The sequence below is a fragment of the Methylobacterium sp. E-005 genome, assembly GCF_022829725.1.
Taxonomy (GTDB): Bacteria; Pseudomonadota; Alphaproteobacteria; order Rhizobiales; family Beijerinckiaceae; genus Methylobacterium.
The window spans coordinates 21,427-42,776 of record NZ_JAKSYG010000027.1; the positions used below are offsets into that span (position 1 = coordinate 21,427).

The window sequence follows — 21,350 nt, forward strand, 5'->3', positions numbered from 1 at the left end:
CTTTTGAAACCATGACTTCGCGGCGGCAAGTGCGGTATGGCCGCCCGATGACCTCCGTCGCCCTGTTCGAGCTGATCCTCGGCCTCCTCGGTGCGGCCCTGCTGCTGTCGCTGGTGGCCGGGCGGCTCGGTTTCCCGCCGGCCGCCGCCCTCGTGCTCGGGGGCATGGCGCTCGCCGTGGCGCCGGGCCTGCCGGCCTTCGATCTCGATCCGGACCTGATCATGGTCCTGTTCCTGCCGCCGCTCCTGCTGGAATCCGCCTACTCCACCGTCTGGCGCGATTTCCGGGCGAGCCTCGGCCCGATCCTGTCCCTGTCGCTCGGGGCCGTGGTGTTCACGACCCTGGTGGTCGGCCTGGTCGCCCATGCGGTGGTGCCCGGCCTGCCCTGGGCGGCCTGCTTCGCGCTCGGCGCCATCGTGTCGCCGCCGGATGCGGTCGCCGCCAAGGCGGTGCTCGCACGCGTTTCCCTGCCCCGCCGGATGATCACGGTGCTGGAGGGCGAGAGCCTCGTGAACGACGCGTCCGGCCTCGTGCTCTACCGGTTCGCCGTGGCGGCGGCGCTCACCGGCAGCTTCAGCGCGTGGTCGGCGGCCGGCAGCTTCGCGTGGCTCGCGGTGGCGGGCGTCGCGGTGGGGCTTGCCTGCGGGCTGGTGGTGAACGCCCTGGTGCGGCGGCTGCACGACGCCAACGCCATCACGGTGCTGAGCTTTCTCGCCGCCTATGCCGCCTATCTCGCGGCCGAGGAGGTCCACGCCTCCGGGGTGCTCGCCGTGGTGGCCTGCGGCCTGATGCTGGGCGGGCGGGAGCACGAGACCTTCGACGCTCAGGCGCGGCGGCACGCCGTTGCGGTGTGGGAATTCGTGGTCTTCGTGCTGGAGGCGCTGGTCTTCGTGCTGATCGGGCTGGCGCTGCGCGGCGTGCTGGCCCGGACCGGCGGTGAGTTCGGCTCGCTCGCGGCGGGGCTGCCCCTGGCGCTCGCCGTCACGGCGGCCTGCGTGCTCGCCCGCCTGCTCTGGGTGTTCCCTGCCGTCTACCTGCGGCGGAGCCTGTCGGCCCGGGTGCGCGCCGAGGAACCCCCACCCGATCCCGCGGTGCCGCTGATCATCGGCTGGGCGGGCATGCGCGGGGTGGTGACGCTGGCGGCCGCCCTGGCGCTGCCGGTGGATTTCCCGGGCCGCGACGCGATCCTGTTGGCCGCCTTCGTGGTGATCCTGTTCACCGTGCTGGTTCAGGGGACCACGCTGGGATCGCTGATCCGCCGGCTGCGCCTCGATCCCACGGCGCATCTGCCGGACGGACATCTCGATGCGCCCATGGCCCGGGTGGTGGTCAACGAGGCCGGCCTCGCCGCCCTGGAGGGGCTGGTGTTTCCCGAGACCGGGGCGCTGCAGCACCCGCGCCTCGTGGAGGAGTACCGCCGCCGGGTCCGGGCGACCTCCCGGGACCGCGACGAGCGGAAGGCCCTGGAGATGGAGAAGACCGAGCATTTCGCTGCGGCCCTGCTTGCGGTGCGCTCAGGCCGGTCGGCGTTGATCGGCCTGCACCGGAAGAATCGGATCCACAATTCGGTGCTGCGTCAGTTGGAGGTGGAGATCGATCTGGAGGAACTCCACCTCAAGCGTCTGGCCGGGACTGCGCCGGCCCACGGCTGAGCCGGCGCGCGGCCGTCAGTGCGCCGCGCAGCCATCCGCCGGCTGGCCGTAGCCGCTGTAGACCACCCGCACCTTGCGGGCGCAGCGCGCCTTGGGCGCTGGAAGTGAGGCCGTCTCGACGGGGGCGATCTCCACCGGCGCGACCCGCAGGGTCGCGGCCACCGGCTGATCCTCGGCCGTCGCCAGTGCGCGGCTGGCGCTCATCACGAACGGCGTGGCAACCAGAGACGAGACGGCGAGCGCGGCGAGGACGGCGATGTTCTTGCGGCCGAAAGTGTTAACGGTGCGAATGGTGCGCATGGCTGGTCGTCCGACGTATTGATTCGGCAGCGTCGAGGTGCCGAGATCCCCTGTTGCGCTGATAACTTGGCCGTCAGCTCGGCGGTTCCGGGTTATTGCCCGAAAACCGCCACGCTTGGGTGTCGCCGCGCACGCCGGTGCAGATGTCAGAACAGCTTGCGGTATTGCACGAAGCCGGATTTCTCCGCGATCCGGTCGTAGAGCTGCATCGCGTCCGTGTTGGTCTCGTGCGTCAGCCAGTGGACGCGCGAGCACCCGGCAGCCCGCGCGGCCGCGTAGACGTGCTCGATCAGCCGCCGGCCGATCCCGAGGCCGCGGGTCCCGTCCGCCACGAACAGGTCCTGCAGGTAGCAGTAGTCGCCGATCGTCCAGGCCGAGCGGTGGCGAATGTGGTGGACGAGGCCGACTGCCTCAGTGCCGCGCCAGGCCAGGGCCCCGTCGACCGGCTCGTCCGGATCGTTGAGGCGCGCCCAGGTGGTGTCGGTGACCGCCTCCGACAGGTCGACCTTGTAGAAGGCCTGATAGCCGCGCCAGAGCGGCAGCCATGCCGCCCGGTCGCCGGGGCCGATCGGGCGGATCGCGAGGGCTTCCGTGTCAGCGTCCATGGTGTGCTCCGGATGCGGGTCCGCGGGATCGGATCACCATCCGGCTCACCCGCGCAAGCCGGATTGGCCGATATCCCTACCCGCCTTGCACCCCTGCCCGCCCGCACCTAAACCGGCCCGCCGGCGGTCCGAACCGCCGCACGAGCCCGAGCCGCCGAGACCGATGTCCCAGAAAAAATCCTTCCAGGGTCTGATCCTGACGCTTCAGGAATTCTGGGCGGCGCAGGGCTGCGTGATCCTCCAGCCCTACGACATGGAGGTTGGCGCCGGCACGTTCCATCCGGCCACGACCCTGCGGGCGCTCGGCCCGAAGCCCTGGAAGGCGGCCTATGTGCAGCCCTCGCGCCGGCCCAAGGACGGCCGCTACGGCGAGAACCCCAACCGGCTCCAGCACTATTACCAGTTCCAGGTAATCCTGAAGCCGAACCCGCCAAACCTGCAGGAACTCTACCTCGCCTCGCTCGCCGCGATCGGCGTCGACCTGAAGCTCCACGACATCCGCTTCGTCGAGGACGATTGGGAGAGCCCGACGCTCGGCGCCTGGGGCCTCGGCTGGGAATGCTGGTGCGATGGGATGGAGGTCAGCCAGTTCACCTATTTCCAGCAGGTCGCGGGCTTCGAATGCGCGCCGGTGGCGGGCGAGCTGACCTACGGGCTGGAACGGCTCGCCATGTACGTCCAGGGCGTCGAGAACGTCTACGATCTCGACTTCAACGGTGCCGAGGGGCCGGACCGGATCACCTACGGCGACGTCTTTCTCCAGGCCGAGCAGGAATATTCCCGCCACAACTTCGAGGCGGCCGACACCGCCATGCTGTTCCGCCAGTTCACCGACGCGGAGGCCGCCTGCCGCTCCTATCTCGACGCGGGCGCGCCGACTTCGGAGGGCGAGCGCCACCGGATGGCGCAGCCGGCCTACGACCAGTGCATCAAGGCGAGCCACGTCTTCAACCTGCTCGACGCGCGCGGCGTAATCTCGGTGACCGAGCGCCAGAGCTACATCCTGCGGGTGCGGGAACTCGCCAAGGCCTGCGGCGCAGCGTGGTTGAGGACGGCCGCCGGCGGAGCCCCTTGAGCCCTCGCGCGTTGCAACCCCCGCCAACCGGCGCGCTCCGGCGCGTCCGCAGACGCGGGAAACACCTGATGAAGAAGACGCTCCTCGCCCTCAGCCTCCTCGGCTTCGGCCTCGCCCCCGCGCTGGCGGCCGATCCCGGCCCGGAGGCGGTCGTGAAGAAGCTCTACGCCGAGCCGCACCCGAATCACTCCGCCGTGTATTCGAAGCGCCTCCAGGGCCTGTTCGACGCCGACGCCAAGCAGGCCAACGGCGCCACCGGCAACCTCGATTTCGATTACCGCCTCAACGGCGAGCCCCTGAAGCCCGATACCGTGAAGAGCCTGACCTTCAAGGAGGCCACCGAGGGCAAGGATCAGGCGAAGGTCACGGTGGAGCGCAAGGGCGGCGACGGCTCGAAGGCGATCGTCTACGATCTCGTGCGCGAGGATGGCGGCTGGAAGGTGTCGGACGCCCACGCGATCGGCGACCGGAAGTGGCAGCTCTCGACCATCCTCAAGGGCGAGGCGCACTGAGGCGGATCCCCGGCCCTCGACAGGTGTGCGGCGCGGCGATATGGCCGCGCCATGCCCGACCTCCTGCTCGAACTCCGCTCGGAAGAGATCCCCGCCCGCATGCAGCGGCGCGCGGCGGAGGATCTCAAGAAGCTCGTCACTGATGCCCTGGTGGCGCGCGGCTTCCTCTATGAGGGCGCCAAGGCGTTCTCGACCCCGCGCCGGCTGGCGCTGCACATCGCCGGCCTGCCCGCCCGGGGCGAGGCCGTGCGCGAAGAGCGCCGCGGCCCGCGGGTCGGTGCCCCCGAGGCGGCCGTCCAGGGGTTTCTGAAGGGCGCGGGGCTGACGAGCCTGGATCAGGCCACGACCGTCACCGATCCCAAGAAGGGCGAATTCTACCGCGCGGTGATCGAGCGCCCCGGCCGCGAGACGCTGGACGTGCTGGCCGAACTCCTGCCGGAGATCATCAAGAGCTTCCCGTGGCCGAAATCCATGCGCTGGGGCGCGGCCTCGGCCGAGCCGGGCTCTCTGCGCTGGGTGCGCCCGCTGCAATCGATCGTCGCGACCTTCGGGCCGGAGACCGAGACGCCGGAGGTGGTGCCGTTCTCGGTCGCCGGGATCGCGGCCGGGACGACGACCTACGGCCACCGCTTCCTCGCCCCCGAGGCGATCGAGGTGCGCCGGTTCGACGACTACATCCAGGCGCTTGAGCGGGCGAAGGTCGTCCTCGACCCGGAACGGCGCAAGGACGTGATCCTGCACGACGCCCGCGACCTCGCCTTCGCCCGCGGCCTCGACCTCGTGGAGGACGAGGGCCTGCTGGAGGAGGTGTCGGGCCTCGTGGAATGGCCGGTGGTGCTGATGGGCTCGTTCGACGAGAGCTTCCTCGACATCCCCGCCGAGGCGATCCGCGCGACCATCCGGGCGAACCAGAAGTGTTTCGTGCTGCGGAAAAGCGGTTCCGAGGATCTGGCGCCGGCCTTCATCCTGGTCTCGAACCTCGTGGCCTCGGATGGCGGGCAGGCGATCACCGCCGGCAACGAGCGGGTGGTGCGGGCGCGCCTCTCGGACGCGAAATTCTTCTGGGAGACCGACAAGGCGACCCGCCTGGAAGACCGGCTGCCGAAGCTCGACACGATCGTCTTCCACGAGAAGCTCGGCACGCAGGGCGCGCGGATCGCCCGCATCGCCGCGCTGGCGAAGGACCTCGCGCCGCTGGTGGGGGCCGATCCAGAGTTGGCGGAGCGCGCGGCGCGCCTCGCCAAGGCCGACCTCGTCACCGAGATGGTCGGCGAGTTCCCCGAGCTTCAGGGGTTGATGGGTCGGAAATACGCGACGCTCCAGGGCCATCACGAGAGCGTCTGCGCGGCCATCGAGGAGCACTACAAGCCGGTGGGACCCTCCGACCGGGTGCCGAGCGATCCGGTCTCGATCGCGGTGGCGCTGGCCGACAAGCTCGACACGCTGGTTGGGTTCTGGGCGATCAACGAGAAGCCTACCGGGAGCAAGGATCCGTTCGCCTTGCGGCGGGCGGCTCTGGGCGTGATCCGGCTGATCCTCGACCGTGGCCGGCGTCTGCGCCTGCTGGAGCAGGTCGGCGCGGCGGATCGCGGCCTCGCGGGGCGTGCCGGCGCCGACGCGCAGGACCTCCTCGGCTTCTTCGCCGACCGCCTCAAAGTCTACCTCCGCGATCAGGGCGCCCGCCACGACCTGATCGACGCCGTCTTCGCCCTGCCCGGCCAGGACGACCTGCTGATGGTGGTCCGCCGGGTCGAAGCCCTCGGGCAATTCCTCGATACCGAGGACGGGAAGAACCTGCTGGCGGGCTACAAGCGCGCGGCCAACATCCTGCGCATCGAGGAGAAGAAGGACGGCCGCGCCTACGACGCTGCCCCCGACGCCACCCTCGCGGCCGCAGGCGAGCCGGCCGAGCGGGCGCTGGCCGAGGCCCTGGCGAAGGCGCGGGAGACCGCCTCGGCCGCCGTCGCCCGCGAGGACTTTTCCGGCGCCATGCAGGCGCTCTCGACGCTCCGCGCGCCGGTGGATGCGTTCTTCCAAGACGTCACCGTCAACGCCCCCGATCCGAAGCTCCGCGAGAACCGCTTGGCTCTGCTCAACGCGCTCCGCGCCGCGACGCGGGAGGTGGCGGATTTCTCGAAGATCGAGGGATGATAAGCAGACCACCGCAGCCCATCCTCCAATCCTCAACCTCATCCTGAGGTGCCCGAGCGTCGCGGAGGCCTCGAAGGAGGGCTCCGGGGATCGCGGCGGCTTCTGGAGGGCTCCTTCGAGGCTCGCTGCGCTCGCGCCTCAGGATGAGGTGGTTTGATGGGAGCGCGGACCTACCGCCCTCACCCGTGATTGTGCCCGGCGTGATCCTCCGGCTCCGGCAGGGTCAGCCCGAAATGGCTCACCAGATCGGCGACCTGCCCCGGGCTGAGCTGTCGCGGGTTGAGGTTGCGAAGTAACAAGTAAAGCTTGGCGGTCTCCTCCAGCTCCTCGGTGGCGAAGACCGCGCCCTCCAGGCTGTCGCCGGCTACCACCGGGCCGTGATTGGCCAGCAGCACCGAGCTGTACTTGCCCGCCAAGCCGCGGATCGCGTCTGCCACGGCCGGGTCGCCGGGGCGGTAATAGGGCACGAGCGCCGTCCCGCCGGTGCGCATCAGGTAATAGGGCGTCAGCGGCGGCAGCACCTGCCGCGGGTCGATCTCCGGCAGCATCGAGACCGCCACCGCGTGCGTCGAGTGCAGGTGGACGATGGCCTTCGCCTCGCTCCGGCTCTCGTAGAGCGCGCTGTGCAGCGGGATTTCCTTGGTGGGCTTGTCGCCCGAGACCAGTCGCCCCGCATCGTCCATCCGCGCGATCCGCGCCGGGTCGAGGAAGCCCAGCGACGCGTTGGTCGGCGTCACCAGCCAGCCGCCGTCGGGCAGGCGCAGGGAGATGTTGCCGGAGGAGCCCGGCGTCAGGCCGCGCTCGAACAGCGAGCGGCCGTAGCGGCAGATCTCCTCGCGCAGCCGGCTCTCGTCGCTCATGCAGTCGCTCCCTCGATCAGCTCGAATCCGAGATCGATTGTTTTCGGGCCGTCACCGGTCAGGCAGGCGGCGGCCTGCCGGCCGATTTCCAGGCGCGGCGTGCGCACCGTCGACAGGGGCTGGGGCATCGCGGCGGCGAAGTCGAGCCCGTTGAAGCCGAACAGCGCGAGCCGCCCCGGCACCGCCAGCCCCGCCGCGAGACAGGCGAAGTAGCCGCCGAGCGCCATGTCGTCGTTGGAGAAGTAGACTGCGTCGAGGTCCGGCCGGCGCGCCAGCAGCGCCTCAAGCCCCGCCCGACCCGCAGCCGGCGAGGACGGCCCCAACCGGATTTCCTTGGCCTGGAGCGTCAGCCCCGCTTCGCCCAGGGTTTGCTCGAACCCGGCGAGCCGCTTGCCCGCCCGCAGGTCGACCGCGAGATCGTGCCCGAGATAGGCGATCCGCCGGTAGCCGCGCGCGACGAGGTGCCGGGCGCTCGCTGCCCCCACGGCTCGGTTGGAGAAGCCGACCACGGCGTCGATCCCCTCCCCGTCCGTATCGATCATCTCGACCACCCGCACGCCCCCGGCCTTGGCCAGGGCGACGGTGCCGGGCGTGTGCTCCAGCCCGGTCAGCAGCAGCGCCGCCGGGCGCCAGGACAGGAGGGCGGCAACCAGCGCCTCCTCCCGGTCCGGATCGTAATCGCTGACCCCGATCACGCAGGGGATGCTCGCAGCGTCGAGTGCCGATGTCAGCCCGCGCAAGAGGTCGGGGAAGACCACGTTGGCGAGCGACGGGATCACGACCCCGACGAGCCGCGCGCTCGCCCCCTGCCCCGCAAGGCTGCCGGCGAGCCGGTTCGGCACGTAGCCGAGGCGGGCGACCGCCTCCGCCACGCGCTCGCCGGCCCGCTTGGAATAGGAGCCGTGGTTGCGCAGCACCCGCGAGACCGTGCTCTCGCCGACCCCGGCCTCACGGGCGACGTCGGTGAGGGTGACGAGCCGCCCCGGCGTCTGGATGTCGTCCATGGCCCCGCTTCTCCCAGCGCGGATTTTTTCGCGACGCAAGTGGCAATTCCCACCCACGCCCTCATCCTGAGGTGCCCGCGCCAGCGGGCCTCGAAGGAGCCCTTCAGGGATCGCGTGGCTGGCTGGAAGCCGCCTTCGAGGCCTCCGCTACGCTTCGGCACCTCAGAATGAGGGGGCGGGTAGGAGGCCTATCCTCCAGCGCACAACGACCTGACATAGCGGCCTGCATTATCTCGCACAACCGGATTGGCAGCGCTGCCAAACTGCGATATCGCTCCGCGCAACGTCGCGATCGAGCGGCGATGACCACTATTCGTCCGTACTGGAAGGGTACGGGCGCGGGAGAACGCCTATGCCGGTCCAAGCCGCCCCGCTGGGGGGCGCCACCGCACCTGCGGACGAGCAAAGCTTTGCCGATCGCACCTACGCGAAGGTGTTCTGGCGCCTCGTGCCGTTCCTGATGCTCTGCTACGTCGTGGCGTATCTCGACCGGGTGAATGTCGGCTTCGCCAAGCTCCAGATGGCGCAGGAACTGAAGTTCTCCGAGACGGTCTACGGCCTCGGCGCCGGGATCTTCTTCCTCGGCTACTTCCTGTTCGAGGTGCCCTCGAACGTGATCCTGCACCGGGTCGGCGCCCGGGTCTGGATCGCCCGCATCATGATCACCTGGGGGATCATCTCCGGCGCCTTCCTGTTCGTGAACTCCGAGTGGAGTTTCTACGGGATGCGCTTCCTCCTCGGCCTCGCCGAGGCCGGCTTCTACCCGGGCGTGATCCTCTACACGACCTCGTGGTTCCCAGCCCATCGCCGGGCCAAGGTGATCGCGGTGTTCATGGCGGCGATCCCGATCTCCGGCATCTTCGGCAACCCGCTGTCGGGCTGGATCATGGACGCGTTCAACGGCACCCACGGCCTGTCCGGCTGGCAGTGGATGTTCCTGATCGAGGCGGTGCCGGCGGTGCTGGTCGGCATCGCGGTGTTCCTCTACCTCGACAACCGCCCCGCCGAGGCCAAGTGGCTGAGCGAGTCCGAGAAGCAGCTCCTCGAGCGCGACATCGCCGCCGACAACCAGGGCAAGGAATCGAGCCCGCACTCGATCGCCACCGTGTTCCGCAACGGCCGCGTGTGGTTCATGAGCCTGATCTACTTCGCCTTCGTCACCGGCCAGTACGGTCTGACCTTCTGGATGCCGACGATCGTCAAGGCGTCGGGCGTGCAGGGCAACTTCAACATCGGCCTGATCAGCGCGATCCCGTTCCTCTGCGCGGCGGTGGTGATGGTCCTGCTCGGCCTCTCCGCCGACCGGATGCGCGAGCGCCGCTGGCACCTGATCATCCCGGCTTTGATCGGCGCCGTCGGCTTCGTGGTCTCGGCCAATGCCGGTTCGACCACAGTGGCCATCGCGGCGCTCTCGGTCGCGGCCGCCGGCGTGCTGACCTGCTCGCCCCTGTTCTGGTCCCTGCCGACGGCGTTCCTCAGCGGCGCGGGGGCGGCGGCCGGGATCGCGCTGATCAACTCGGTGGGGAATCTGGCGGGTTTCGCCAGCCCCTACGTGATTGGGGCTTTGCGCGATGCCACCGGCAGCACCGCCGCGGGCCTCTATGCGCTCGCCGTGATGCTGGTGGTTGGCGCGGTCTGCGTGTTCGTGACGCCGGCCCGGATGGTCAACCGCTGAGGCCTTTCCCCTCCCCTGCGGGGAGGGGAAAGGGGTGGGGGTCGTGCAGAAGGCATCGCATCGATCCATCCTGCACCACCCCCACCTCCAACTCCTCACCGCACGCGGGAGGAGAGCGCGTCGAGCGTGATGACGGGGCGCAGACAGTCCGCCTATGGAATCCAAGGGGCCTCCCATGACCACCGACACCCCCACCCGCCGCGCCGCGGTGATCGGCCTGGGCTCCATGGGCTCCGGCATGGCCGGCTCGCTCCTGCGGGCGGGGTTTTCCGTGACGGCCTGCGACGTGAACCCGGAGGCGGTGGCCCGCTTTGAAGCGGCCGGCGGACGTGCTGCCGCGAACCCCGCCGAGGCGGCGCGGGATGCCGACGTGGTGGTGAGCGTCGTCGTCAACGCTGCCCAGACCGAGGCGGTGCTGTTCGGCGAGACCGGCGCCGCCGCCGCGATGCCGGAGGGCGCGGTGTTCGTCTCCTCCGCCACCATGGACCCGGCCATCGCCCGCGCCCTCGCCGCCCGGTCGGAGGCCACGGGCCGCCACTATCTCGACGCCCCGATGAGTGGCGGCGCCGCCCGCGCGGCCGATGGCGGGCTGACCTTCCTGGCCTCGGGCTCGTCGGCAGCCTTCGCCAAGGCGCGCCCCGCCCTCGATGCCATGGCGGGCACGCTCTACGAGCTCGGCGACGCGGCCGGCCAGGGCGCGGCCTTCAAGATGATCAACCAGCTGCTGGCCGGCGTCCACATTGCGGCGGCTTGCGAGGCGATGGCCTTCGCGGCCAAGCAGGGTCTCGACTTGCGGCGCGTCTACGAGGTGATCACCAAGTCGGCCGGCAATTCGTGGATGTTCGAGAACCGGGTGCCGCACATCCTCGACGCCGATTACAGCCCGAAGAGCGCGGTCGACATCTTCGTCAAGGATCTCGGCATCGTGCAGGACATGGCCCGGGCCGAGAAGTACCCGGTCCCGGTGGCGGCGGCGGCGTTGCAGATGTTCCTGATGGCGTCGGGCGCCGGCATGGGCCGGGACGACGACGCCTCCGTGGCACGGCTCTACGCGCAGGTTTCGGGGGCGACGCTGCCGGGGACGAGGTGATCACCGTCGATCCCACCCTCCGCCTCATCCTGAGGCGCCCGCGTCAGCGGGCCTCGAAGGAGGTTCCAGGGATCGCGCGGCTGAATGGCGGGCTCCTTCGAGGCCTGGGCCCGGCTGCGGCACCTCAGGATGAGGTGGGTTGATTGGATGATGGTCCGCTGTGCGGATCGCCGCGTTTCAAGGTTCGGACCGGGAGTCCCAAAAGAATGCCGCGCTTTGCCGCCAATCTCAGCCTCATGTTCAACGAGGTGCCGTTCCTCGACCGGTTCGAGGCCGCGGCCCGGGCCGGGTTCGACGCCGTCGAGTTCCTGTTCCCCTACGAGCACCCGGCCGAAGCGATCGGTGAGCGTCTGCGGGCGAACGGCCTGACCCAGGCGCTGTTCAACCTGCCGCCGGGCGATTTCGCGACGGGTGAGCGCGGCTTGGCGGCGTTTCCCGAGCGGTTCGATGAGCTGAAGGCGGGGGTCGACACGGCGCTGCTCTACGCCGAGGCGACCGGCGTCGGCCGGCTCCATCTGATGGCGGGCCTCGCCCCCTGGGACGACCCGCGCGCCGCCGAAGCCTACCGCCGGGCGGTGACCTGGACGGCGGAGCGGCTGGCCCCCGTCGGCCTCGACCTCGTCCTGGAGCCGATCAACGGCCGGAACATGCCGGGCTACTTCCTCAACGATTTCGGCCGGGCGGCGGATCTGATCCGCGACCTGGCCCTGCCGAACCTGAAGCTCCAGTTCGACCTCTACCATTGCCAGATTCTGCACGGCGACGTGACCATGCGGCTGCGCGCGCTGATGCCGATCATCGGTCACGTTCAGACCGCGAGCGTGCCCGAGCGGCACGAGCCCGGCACCGGCGAGATGAACGACGTTTTCCTGTTCGACGAGCTGGACCGGCTCGGCTACCGCGGCTTCGTCGGCTGCGAGTACATCCCGGCCGCCGACACCGTCGCGGGCCTCGGCTGGCTCGCTGCCTATAGAGGGAACGCCCGATGAGCCTCGCCCTGGGATGCGTCGCCGACGACTACACGGGGGCCTCGGACCTCGCCAACACGCTGACAAAGGCAGGCCTGCGCACCATCCAGACCATCGGCGTGCCGGCCGATGACCGCGCCCTGCCGGAGGCCGACGCGGTGGTGGTCGCCCTCAAGAGCCGCTCGATCCCGGCCGATCAGGCCGTGGCACGTTCCCGCGAGGCGGAGGCCTGGCTGCGGGCGCGGGGCGCCGCCCACGTGATGTTCAAGGTCTGCTCGACCTTCGACTCGACCGACGCCGGCAATATCGGCCCCGTGATGGATGCCCTGCGGGCGGAGGCCGGCGAAGCGATCGCCCTCGTCACGCCGGCTTTCCCCGAGACGGGGCGCAGCGTCTATCAGGGCAACCTGTTCGTGGGCGCCGTGCCGCTGAACGAGAGCCCGCTCAAGGACCACCCGCTCAACCCGATGCGGGACGCCAACCTCGTGCGCGTGCTCGCCCGGCAGAGCGCGAGCCCGGTCGGCCTGATCGACACCGCCACGGTCGCCAAGGGCGCCGAGGCCGTGGCGGCCCGTCTCGATGCGCTCGCCCAGGAGGGCAAGGGCGCCGCCATCGCGGATGCGATCTTCGACAGCGACCTCGAAGTGCTCGGCCGGGCGATCGTCGGCCGAAAATTCTCGGTGGGCGCCTCCGGCCTCGGGCTCGGCCTTGCCCGCGCGCTGGCGGACGATGGGCGCGGCACGCGAGACGCCGCCGGCGCTGCCGTCGGCGAGCCGGTGGGGGGAGCCTCCGCGTGCCTGGCCGGAAGCTGCTCGCAGGCGACGCTCCAGCAGGTCGACGCTGCGGAAAAAATCATGCCGGTGCTGCGCCTTGACCCGGCGCGGCTGCTGGCCGGCGCCGACGTGGTCGCCGAGGCCCTGGCCTTCGCCGAGGAACGCCTCGCCGCCGGCCCGGTGCTGATCGCCACCTCGGCGGCGCCCGAGGCGGTGCGGGCGCTCCAGGCGCAGCACGGGGTCGATGCGGCCGGTCACGCCATCGAGGCGGCTTTGGCCGCGATCGCGGAGGGCCTCGTCGCCCGCGGGGTACGCCGGCTCGTGGTGGCGGGCGGCGAGACCTCGGGGGCGGTGGTCGACCGGTTGGGGCTCACCGCCTTCCTGCTCGGCCCGGAGATCGCCGCGGGTGTTCCGGTCCTGCGCACGGCGGGCCGGCCCGAGCCGATGCTGCTCGCCCTGAAATCCGGTAATTTCGGCGGCGCCGACTTCTTCGGCCGCGCCCTCGACATGATGCGGTGAAGGGGATTCCAAAGGGACCCCGTCCCTTTGGTGGGGTGCTGGGGTGAAACCTCGGCGTGCGGATCCTGGACACCCGTGCGGGGGCCAGGATCCGTACAGCAGGGCTCTGCCCTGCACCCGCCAAAGGACGCGTCCTTTGGGATCCCATGACGTTTTTCGGGAGGATTTCATGCACGCCCTGATTCTCGGCGCCGCCGGCATGATCGGCCGCCGCCTCGTGGACGCCCTGGTGAAGGACGGCCGGGTCGGCGGGCAGCCGCTCACCGCCCTCACCCTGCTCGACGTGGTACCGCCCGCGGCGCCGGAGGGATTCTCCGGCGCGGTCCGGGCCGAGGCCGCCGACCTCACGGCGCCCGGCGCCGCCGAGGCCGCTATCGCCGAGCGGCCGGGGGTGATCTTCCACCTCGCCGCCGTGGTCTCGGGCGAGGCCGAGGCCAATCCCGAACTCGGCTACCGGGTCAATCTCGACGGCACCCGCCTGCTCCTCGACGCGATCCGCGCGGCCAACGCGGCGGACGGCTATCGGCCGAAGCTGGTCTTCACCTCGTCGCTCGCGGTGTTCGGGCCGCCCTTCCCCAAGGTCATTCCGGACGACTTCATCCTGCGTCCTGCGTCCTCGTACGGCGTGCAGAAGGCGATGGGTGAGCTGATGCTCGCCGACTACGCGCGGCGCGGTTTCCTCGACGGGATCGGCCTGCGGCTGCCGACCATCTGCGTGCGGCCGGGCAAGCCCAACAAGGCGGCCTCGGGCTTCTTCTCGGGGATCATCCGTGAGCCGCTCGCCGGCCAGGAGGCGATCCTGCCGGTGCCCGATACGGTGCGGCACTGGTTCGCCAGCCCCGCCGCGGCGGTGGGCTTCCTCATCCACGCGGCAGGGCTCGACCTCGCGGCGATCGGCCCGCGGATCAGCCTGACCATGCCGGGCGTCTCCGCGACGGTGGCGGAGGAGATCGAGGCCCTGCGCCGGGCGGCGGGCGACAAGGCCGTGGCGCTGATCCGGCGCGCGCCCGACGCCACGATCGCGCGGATCGTCGGCTCCTGGCCGGAGGCGTTCGAGCCGGAAGCGGCGTTGGCCCTGGGCTTCCGGGCGGATGCATCCTTCGACGCGATCGTGGCCCAGCATGTGGCCGAGTTCCACGGCGGCTGAGCCTCAGGGCCGATTGGCCACCCTGTTAATCATCGGCGCCGGCGTAGAAGCTCTCCACGCCGATGCCCTCTTCCTGCATCAGCCGGGCGCGGGCGCGCAGCTTCTCGGTCTCGCTCTTGAGCTGGCCGCAGGCTGCCAGGATGTCCCGGCCGCGGGGCGTGCGCACCGGCGAGGCGTAGCCGGCGTTGAACACGATCTCGGAGAAGCGCTCGATCCGGTCCCAGTCGGAGCACTCGTAGCGGCTGCCCGGCCAGGGGTTGAACGGGATCAGGTTGATCTTGGCCGGAATGCCCTTGAGCAGGCGCACCAGCTCCCGCGCATCCGCGTCCGAATCGTTGACGCCCTTCAGCATCACGTACTCGAAGGTGATCCTGCGGGCATTGTTCAAGCCCGGATAGGCCCGGCAGGCGGCGAGCAGCTCGGCGATCGGGTACTTGCGGTTCAGCGGCACCAGCTCGTCGCGCAGGTCGTCGCGCACGGCGTGCAGCGAGATCGCCAGCATGGCGTTGGCCTGCTCGCCGAGCCGGGGGATCTGCGGCACCACCCCCGAGGTCGAGACCGTGATCCGCCGCCGGGACAGGGCGAGGCCCTCCTGGTCCGACATCACCCCCACCGCGTCGACCACGGCGTCGAGGTTGTAGAGGGGCTCGCCCATGCCCATGAACACGATGTTGGTCACGAGCCGGCCGACCTCGCCGGAGCCGCCGGCGTCGCGGCTCGGCATCTGGCCGGGCCAGTCGCCGAGCTCGTCCCGGGCGGTAACGAGCTGCTGCACGATCTCGGCCGACGAGAGGTTGCGCACGAGGCGCTGCGTGCCGGTGTGACAGAACGAGCAGGTGAGCGTGCAGCCGACCTGGGAGGACACGCAGAGCGTGCCGCGGTCCGGCCCGGGTATGTAGACGCACTCGATCTCGGCGCCGCGGTTGTGCTCCTGCCGGTTGGTCGGGGCCATGCGCAGCAGCCATTTGCGGGTGCCGTCGCGGGAGACCTGCCGGTTCGCAACTTCCGGCCGCTCCAGGGTGAAGTGCTCGGCGAGCTGCGCCTTCAGGGCCTTGCCGACATTGGTCATTTCGGCGAAGTCGGACGCCCCGCGGAAATTGACCCAGTGCCAGAGCTGGCCGGCGCGCATCCGGCTCTCGCGCTCGGGCACGCCCATGCCGATGAGCTGCGCCTTGAGGGCCTCGCGGGTCAGGCCGACCAGCGATGGGCGGCGCCCGGGCAGCGCCTCGGGGAGAAAATCGGGCGCCTTTTCGATCGCGGCATCGGCCGCGCGGGCGCTGTCGAGCGACGGCGTCGCCATGGCGTTCAAACGATCCATACGATTGGAAAGGGTCTGATATAGGCGATCCCGCCGGCGAATGCGAATGCGCGCCGGCGACAGCTGACCCCACGGAGAGCCATGGCGACCGACACGCAGGCCGGGCAGGCGATCTACAACCCGCGGACGCTGCAGATCTACGACCTCGTCGTGCTGCGCCTGTCGAACCCGCTGATCTGGCGCTGCCCGACGGCGCGGATCCTGGACCTCTACGACCGGCACGCCGGCGTGGCGCATTGCGATGTCGGGGTCGGGACCGGTTGGTATCTCGACCGGTGCCGCTTCCCCACCCCGGCGCCGCGCATCGGCCTGATGGACCTCAACGCTGACAGCCTCGCCTTCGCGGCCGGTCGGATCGCGCGCTACCGGCCCGAGACCTACCGGGTCGACGTGCTCGGCGCCCCGGTCAGCGGCCTCGCGCCGTTCGACTCGATCGGGATGACCTACCTGCTGCACTGCCTGCCGGGGGACATCGCCGCGAAGGCCAAGGCCTTCGACACTTTGCGCCCATGGCTGGCCGATGACGGCGTGGTGTTCGGCGCCACGATCCTGTCGGGGGGCGTCCCGACCACGGCCGCGGCGCGGGCGCTGATGCGGGTCTACAACCGCAAGGGGGTGTTCTCGAACGCGGCCGACACCCTGCCGGACCTGCGCGCAGCGCTGGAGCGGCGCTTTCGATCGGTGGAGATCACGGTCGTCGGCTGCGTCGCGCTGTTCGTGGCGCGGGAACCGCGTTGATCCATGCGCCGCACCCACGAAAAAGGGCGCCCGCAGGCGCCCTCATCCAACGTCACAAGTCCCAAAAAAATCAGGCGGCGGCGGTCTTCACCGGGATGCCCTTCTCGGACAGGAAGGTCTGCAGCTCGCCCGACTGGAACATCTCGCGGGTGATGTCGCAGCCGCCGACGAACTCGCCCTTCACGTAGATCTGCGGGATGGTCGGCCAGTTCGAGAAGGCCTTGATGCCCTCGCGAATGCCCTGATCGGCCAGGACGTTCACGCCCTTGAACGGCACGCCGAGGTAGTTGAGGATCTGCACCACCTGCCCCGAGAAGCCGCATTGCGGCATCTGCGGCGTGCCCTTCATGAACACCACCACGTCCTGGGAGGCGATCTCGTTCTGGATGGTCGTGTTAGCGTCGGTCATCGCTCTGTCCTTGTTCGTCGGTCGTATGTGAGGTCTGAGTCAGCGGCGCGCAACCGATGTAGCGATCGTACGAAATGCGCGCTCTATGTCGAAAGTCTCGGTCAGCAGATCCTCAGGACGGATCGGGCAGGCCTCCGGCAGCCCCGGCAGCAGCGCGTTTCCAGAGGCACCGAGACCAGCCTCGGCCGCCGTGACGGCGGATTTCCAAATCCTGCTCCAGTTCAGCCTTTGCCGCATCGATGCTTCGTAGGTGTTCCAGGCGGTGATCTGGAAGGTCGCGATCTCCTCCCGCCAGTGAAGGCTGGCCGGCGCGAGCGGGGCGGATGCGCGCTTGAGGAGGTGGGCAAGCGTCTGGATCAACAGCCCCTCGACGGCCCGCAGATGCGAACGCCCCACGCTCTCGATCTCCTCGGCAACGTTCTCCCAATCGACCGCGTTCGACAGCTCAGGCCGTTCAGCCAGCGCGCGCAGGGCCGCCGCCTGCTCCTCGGCCCAGGTCACGATGTCGTCGTCGTAGAGACTCGGTCGGTCCATCGGGAGCGCTCCCGCCAGAAGGCTCAATCCTGCGGGACACCCGTGGTCAGCGCAAGGGCGTGGAGCACGCCGCCCATCCGGCCCTGGAGGGCGCCGTAGACCATCTGGTGCTGCGCCACCCGGGTCTTGCCCTTGAAGGCCGTCGACAGGACCGTCGCAGCGTAATGGTCGCCGTCGCCCGCGAGGTCGCGGATCTCCACCAGCGCGTCCGGCAGGGCCTCGCGGATCATGCGCTCGATCTCGCCCGCATCCATCGGCATCGGGAAACTCCTGGGGTCGAGCATCATCCCGAAAGGTGGTCGCCGGCTTTCGGAAGAGATGATGCGAAAACAACGATCTGGGGCATCGGACCGGACCTGGATCCGGTTCGATGCCCCAGGGGTTCAGGACGCCGGCGCGGCCGGCTGGCTCGCCATGTAGGCGGGCAGCCAGCCCTCGTGAGCGGCGGTCAGGTCGGCCAGCGATATGGTCTCGCCGCCCGGCAGGGTCAAACGGTCGGCGCCCGCAACGCCGATCGACGCCGCCGTCACGCCCTGGGCCGCCGCGGCCGAGAGGAGGTCTGTGGCTGCCTCCGGCCGCACGGCCAGCAGGTAGCGGCCCTGGTCCTCGCCGAACAGGTAGGCGTGGGGCGGAAGGTCCACCGGCACGTCGGAGAGTGCCGCGCCGATCCGGCCCGCCATCGCCATCTCGGCGAGCGCCACCGCGAGGCCGCCATCCGCGAGGTCGTGGACCGTATCGACGGTGCCCGCCTGGATCAGGCCGCGGACGAAGTCGCCGTTGCGGCGCTCCAGGGCGAGGTCGACCGGCGGCGGCGCGCCCGCCTCGCGGCCCTCGATCACCGACAGGTAGCTCGACTGGCCGAGCCAACCCTCGCTCGCCCCGATCAGCACCAGCACGTCGCCTTCGCGCTTGAGGGCGATGGTGGCGTGGCGCGCCACGTCGTCCAGCACGCCGACGCCGCCGATGGTCGGGGTCGGCAGGATGCCGACGCCGTTGGTCTCGTTGTAGAGCGAGACGTTGCCCGACACGACCGGGAAGTCCAGCGCCCGGCAGGCCTCGCCGATGCCCTGGAGGCAGCCGACGAGCTGACCCATCACCTCGGGCTTTTCCGGGTTGCCGAAGTTCAGGTTGTCGGTGATGGCGAGCGGCTTGGCGCCGACCGCGGTGATGTTGCGCCACGCCTCGGCCACGGCCTGACGGCCGCCCTCGACCGGGTCGGCCTCGCAGTAGCGGGGAGTCACATCGCAGGTGAGGGCAAGGCCCTTCGGCCCGTCCTCGACCCGCACGATGGCGGCGTCGCCGCCTGGCTTCTGGACGGTGTTGCCCAGGATGAAGTGGTCGTACTGTTCGAAGACCCAGCGCTTGGAGGCGAGGTCGGGTGAGCCGACGAGGCGCTTCAGCGCGTCTGTGAGCGAGGCCGGGGCCGGAACCTCGGCGGCCGCGATCACCGGCTGATGCGTATTGGCGAGATGCGGCCGGTCGTAGAGCGGGGCCTCGTCGCCCAGCTCCTTGATCGGCAGGTCGGCCACGGTCTCACCGTGCCACTTGATGACGAAGCGCAGCGTGTCGGTGGTCCGGCCGATCACCGCGAAGTCGAGGCCCCACTTCACGAAAATCGCCTCGGCCTCGGCCTCCATGCCGGGCTTGAGCACCATGAGCATGCGCTCCTGGCTCTCCGAGAGCATCATCTCGTAGGGGGTCATGCCCTCCTCGCGGGCCGGCACCTTGTCGATGTCGAGCTCGACGCCGAGGTCGCCCTTGGCACCCATCTCCACCGCCGAGCAGGTCAGGCCCGCCGCGCCCATGTCCTGAATGGCGATGACCGCGCCCGAGGCCATCAGTTCCAGGCAGGCTTCCAGCAGCAGCTTCTCCGCGAAGGGGTCGCCGACCTGCACGGTCGGACGCTTCGATTCGGTGGCCTCGTCGAACTCGGCCGACGCCATGGTGGCGCCGTGGATGCCGTCGCGGCCGGTCTTGGAGCCGAGATAGACGATCGGGTTCCCGATTCCGGCGGCGGCCGCGTAGAAGATGCCGTCGGTGCGGGCGAGGCCCACCGCCATGGCGTTGACCAGGATGTTGCCGTCGTAGCGCTTGTGGAAGCCGGTCAGGCCCCCGACGGTCGGCACGCCGAAGGAATTGCCGTAGCCGCCGACGCCCGCGACGACGCCCGAGACGAGGCTGCGGGTGCGCGGATGGTCTGGAGCGCCGAAGCGCAGGGCGTTGAGCGCCGCGATCGGCCGCGCGCCCATGGTGAAGACGTCGCGCAGGATGCCGCCGACCCCGGTCGCCGCGCCCTGATAGGGCTCGATGTAGCTCGGGTGGTTGTGGCTCTCCATCTTGAAGACGCAGGCATGGCCGTCGCCGATATCGATGACGCCCGCGTTCTCGCCCGGCCCCTGGATCACCCACGGCGCCGAGGTCGGCAGCCCGCGCAGGTGCTTGCGGGAGGACTTGTAGGAACAATGCTCGTTCCACATCGCCGAGACGATGCCGAGCTCGGTCAGCGTCGGGTCGCGCCCGATCAGGCCGCGGAAGCGCGCGTACTCGTCGGGCGTCAGGCCGTGCTGGGCCACGAGTTCGGGGGTGATCGGAACGTCGTTGCGGAACATGCGGCGGTCTCGGCGAAAAGCGGCCCGTCCGGGAGGACGCGTGCCGCGGCGAGCCCGGACCGGGCCGGGATCGAGGTTGCCCCGGCTCTAGAGCGGAAGCGCCCGCCCTGGCAACATCCGCCGGTATTCCGGCGCGCGGGCTCCCCAGGCGCGGCGTGACCGGGCGCAGGGTCCTGCTGCCGGTGGTCAGAGGCTGGGCTGGCGGGGCGGCACGTGTGTGAGGTCGCTCTCCCGGCCCATGGACGCGAGGACGTGGACCGGTTCGGGCCCCGTCATCAGGTCGAGATAGTCGAAGCCATGGACGCTCTGGCTCGCCATGAGCAGCTGAAAATGCATCTGGAACAGGTTCCACTGGCGGCGGCGCACGTCGGTGCCCGTGATCAAGTCGTTGATCATCACCCCGAGCACGGCGGGGCGTCCGGGATCCGGCGGGGTGAGATCGCAGGCGGCCAGGGGATTCTGCCCGTGGATCGACAGCCAGTCCCACGGGGCGCGCACATCGATCCAGCCGACCTGCCGCGCCCGCCCGAAGCGCAGGAGCGCGGCGCGGAAACCCTGGGCGGCGCGATCCAGGCCGAGCCAGGGGATGACGCTGCCGATGCTCACGAAGCTGACCGGCGTGCCGCGGGTGCCGAAACCGGGATCGCGGGTGAGCACCCGGTCCAGCACCTCGATCCCGAGGAAGCTCGACGAGGAATGCCCGACCACCACCACCTCGTCAGCCTCGCCCTCGGCGGCGCGGATACGGGCCGCGAAGGCGTCGAGACGCGGCGCGACCTCCGGCGCCCGGCCGGCCGCGTAGGCGTGGGTGAAGGCGGTATCGTCCACGAGGTGGGGGACATAGAGGGGCTTGCCGCGGGTCGCCCGCACCAGCACGCCCAGGATCCCATAGGCCAGGGGCGGTACCGCCAGCAGGGGCCAGGGCTGCAGCGCGGCCGGTGCCAGACCGGCGAGGCACGCCGCGAGGGTGAGGCTGAGGAGGACCAGCGCGAGATAGATCGCGTGGACGCCGAAGATCACCGTGGAGAAGCGCCATCCCTCCCGCCGCAGGCCGGACGCGTAGCCCGAGCGCCACAGCCGCCAGAGCAGAACCGGGACGCCCCGGAGGCGCGCCCAGTCGGGTTGCGGGAAGCGCGCGCGGACAATGTCCTCCCAGCGCAGCAGGACATAGCGCGTGGTGACGCCGCGCGACTGCACGGTCCAGGCGAGTTCGAGCCCGTCCGCCGAGCGGACCGGGTCGCCGATTGCGATCTCGGCGCCGCGCCGGGACGCGGTGAGGCGTGCCTCGCGGCGGAACAGGCCCCAGTAGGTCTCGGGATCCCGCGGGTCGAAGCCCGGCAGATAGAACACGATCCGCGAGGTCAGAGCCTGCGACCCGGAGGGGCGGGATTGGATCTCGGTCGCGTCTGGA

At 70.3% G+C, this 21,350-nt stretch carries 20 protein-coding genes; 10 read left to right on the forward strand and 10 right to left on the reverse strand.

Annotated elements, in window-relative coordinates:
- Positions 1 to 47 precede the first annotated feature (47 nt).
- Complete coding sequence (locus MKK88_RS01960; RefSeq protein ID WP_243996907.1) at positions 48 to 1,652, forward strand: Na+/H+ antiporter; 1,605 nt, start codon at positions 48 to 50, stop codon at positions 1,650 to 1,652.
- Between the two features lie 15 nt (positions 1,653 to 1,667).
- Here MKK88_RS01960 and MKK88_RS01965 read toward each other — a convergent pair whose 3' ends face one another.
- Complete coding sequence (locus MKK88_RS01965; RefSeq protein WP_243996908.1) at positions 1,668 to 1,952, reverse strand: hypothetical protein; 285 nt, start codon at positions 1,950 to 1,952, stop codon at positions 1,668 to 1,670.
- 146 nt (positions 1,953 to 2,098) lie between these two features.
- Positions 2,099 to 2,557 carry a GNAT family N-acetyltransferase gene (locus tag MKK88_RS01970; protein ID WP_243996909.1) on the reverse strand — a complete coding sequence of 153 codons (459 nt, stop codon included), beginning with the start codon at positions 2,555 to 2,557 and terminating at the stop codon, positions 2,099 to 2,101.
- Positions 2,558 to 2,720: 163 nt separating this feature from the next.
- Between MKK88_RS01970 and MKK88_RS01975 the strand changes: the two genes are divergently transcribed.
- The 3 genes from MKK88_RS01975 (at position 2,721) to glyS (ending at position 6,295) form a co-directional block, all read left to right on the forward strand.
- The gene (locus MKK88_RS01975; RefSeq protein WP_243996910.1) at positions 2,721 to 3,632 is read left to right on the forward strand and encodes a glycine--tRNA ligase subunit alpha; all 912 of its coding nucleotides are present in this window, start codon (positions 2,721 to 2,723) and stop codon (positions 3,630 to 3,632) included.
- Positions 3,633 to 3,700: 68 nt separating this feature from the next.
- Positions 3,701 to 4,144 (forward strand): DUF3828 domain-containing protein, encoded by a 444-nt coding sequence (locus MKK88_RS01980; protein WP_091715237.1) that lies wholly within the window; start codon positions 3,701 to 3,703, stop codon positions 4,142 to 4,144.
- Between the two features lie 51 nt (positions 4,145 to 4,195).
- Positions 4,196 to 6,295 (forward strand): glycine--tRNA ligase subunit beta, encoded by a 2,100-nt coding sequence (glyS, locus tag MKK88_RS01985; protein WP_243996911.1) that lies wholly within the window; start codon positions 4,196 to 4,198, stop codon positions 6,293 to 6,295.
- A gap of 179 nt (positions 6,296 to 6,474) precedes the next feature.
- On the opposite strand, the gene MKK88_RS01990 is transcribed toward glyS, so the two are convergent.
- Together MKK88_RS01990 and MKK88_RS01995 are read right to left on the reverse strand one after the other, a co-directional pair.
- Positions 6,475 to 7,155 (reverse strand): aldolase, encoded by a 681-nt coding sequence (locus MKK88_RS01990; RefSeq protein WP_243996912.1) that lies wholly within the window; start codon positions 7,153 to 7,155, stop codon positions 6,475 to 6,477.
- A complete protein-coding gene (locus MKK88_RS01995; protein WP_243996913.1) occupies positions 7,152 to 8,159 on the reverse strand; it encodes a LacI family DNA-binding transcriptional regulator in 1,008 nt (335 codons plus the stop codon). The genes MKK88_RS01990 and MKK88_RS01995 overlap by 4 nt, the downstream gene beginning before the upstream one ends.
- A gap of 352 nt (positions 8,160 to 8,511) precedes the next feature.
- Here MKK88_RS01995 and MKK88_RS02000 point away from each other — a divergent pair, with 352 nt between their 5' ends.
- From MKK88_RS02000 to denD, 5 genes are all read left to right on the forward strand, one after another.
- Positions 8,512 to 9,834: an MFS transporter gene (locus MKK88_RS02000; protein ID WP_243996914.1), complete on the forward strand. Its 1,323-nt coding sequence runs from the start codon at positions 8,512 to 8,514 to the stop codon at positions 9,832 to 9,834.
- Positions 9,835 to 10,009: 175 nt separating this feature from the next.
- Complete coding sequence (gene ltnD / locus MKK88_RS02005) at positions 10,010 to 10,924, forward strand: L-threonate dehydrogenase (protein WP_243996915.1); 915 nt, start codon at positions 10,010 to 10,012, stop codon at positions 10,922 to 10,924.
- Between the two features lie 206 nt (positions 10,925 to 11,130).
- Positions 11,131 to 11,913, forward strand: coding sequence for a 2-oxo-tetronate isomerase (gene otnI / locus MKK88_RS02010; protein WP_243996916.1), 783 nt, complete (start codon positions 11,131 to 11,133; stop codon positions 11,911 to 11,913).
- On the forward strand, positions 11,910 to 13,184 hold the full coding sequence (gene otnK, locus MKK88_RS02015) for a 3-oxo-tetronate kinase (protein ID WP_243996917.1): 1,275 nt from the start codon (positions 11,910 to 11,912) through the stop codon (positions 13,182 to 13,184). Before otnI ends, otnK begins: the two co-directional genes overlap by 4 nt.
- Positions 13,185 to 13,353: 169 nt before the next feature.
- Entirely contained in the window at positions 13,354 to 14,331 is a 978-nt protein-coding gene (denD, locus tag MKK88_RS02020; protein WP_243996918.1) for a D-erythronate dehydrogenase, read from the forward strand.
- A gap of 25 nt (positions 14,332 to 14,356) precedes the next feature.
- Here denD and rlmN read toward each other — a convergent pair whose 3' ends face one another.
- Positions 14,357 to 15,631: a 23S rRNA (adenine(2503)-C(2))-methyltransferase RlmN gene (gene rlmN / locus MKK88_RS02025; RefSeq protein WP_243996919.1), complete on the reverse strand. Its 1,275-nt coding sequence runs from the start codon at positions 15,629 to 15,631 to the stop codon at positions 14,357 to 14,359.
- Between the two features lie 99 nt (positions 15,632 to 15,730).
- Here rlmN and MKK88_RS02030 point away from each other — a divergent pair, with 99 nt between their 5' ends.
- A complete protein-coding gene (locus tag MKK88_RS02030; protein ID WP_243996920.1) occupies positions 15,731 to 16,387 on the forward strand; it encodes a class I SAM-dependent methyltransferase in 657 nt (218 codons plus the stop codon).
- A 70-nt stretch (positions 16,388 to 16,457) separates the two neighbouring features.
- On the opposite strand, the gene grxD is transcribed toward MKK88_RS02030, so the two are convergent.
- From grxD to MKK88_RS02055, 5 genes are all read right to left on the reverse strand, one after another.
- Complete coding sequence (grxD, locus tag MKK88_RS02035; RefSeq protein WP_243996921.1) at positions 16,458 to 16,796, reverse strand: Grx4 family monothiol glutaredoxin; 339 nt, start codon at positions 16,794 to 16,796, stop codon at positions 16,458 to 16,460.
- A 39-nt stretch (positions 16,797 to 16,835) separates the two neighbouring features.
- Entirely contained in the window at positions 16,836 to 17,330 is a 495-nt protein-coding gene (locus MKK88_RS02040) for a DUF29 domain-containing protein (RefSeq protein WP_279602023.1), read from the reverse strand.
- Between the two features lie 23 nt (positions 17,331 to 17,353).
- The gene (locus tag MKK88_RS02045; protein ID WP_243996923.1) at positions 17,354 to 17,590 is read right to left on the reverse strand and encodes a BolA/IbaG family iron-sulfur metabolism protein; all 237 of its coding nucleotides are present in this window, start codon (positions 17,588 to 17,590) and stop codon (positions 17,354 to 17,356) included.
- Between the two features lie 123 nt (positions 17,591 to 17,713).
- Positions 17,714 to 19,939 carry a phosphoribosylformylglycinamidine synthase subunit PurL gene (gene purL / locus MKK88_RS02050; RefSeq protein WP_243996924.1) on the reverse strand — a complete coding sequence of 742 codons (2,226 nt, stop codon included), beginning with the start codon at positions 19,937 to 19,939 and terminating at the stop codon, positions 17,714 to 17,716.
- A 186-nt stretch (positions 19,940 to 20,125) separates the two neighbouring features.
- Entirely contained in the window at positions 20,126 to 21,289 is a 1,164-nt protein-coding gene (locus MKK88_RS02055) for a hydrolase (RefSeq protein WP_243996925.1), read from the reverse strand.
- Between the last annotated feature and the right edge of the window lie 61 nt (positions 21,290 to 21,350).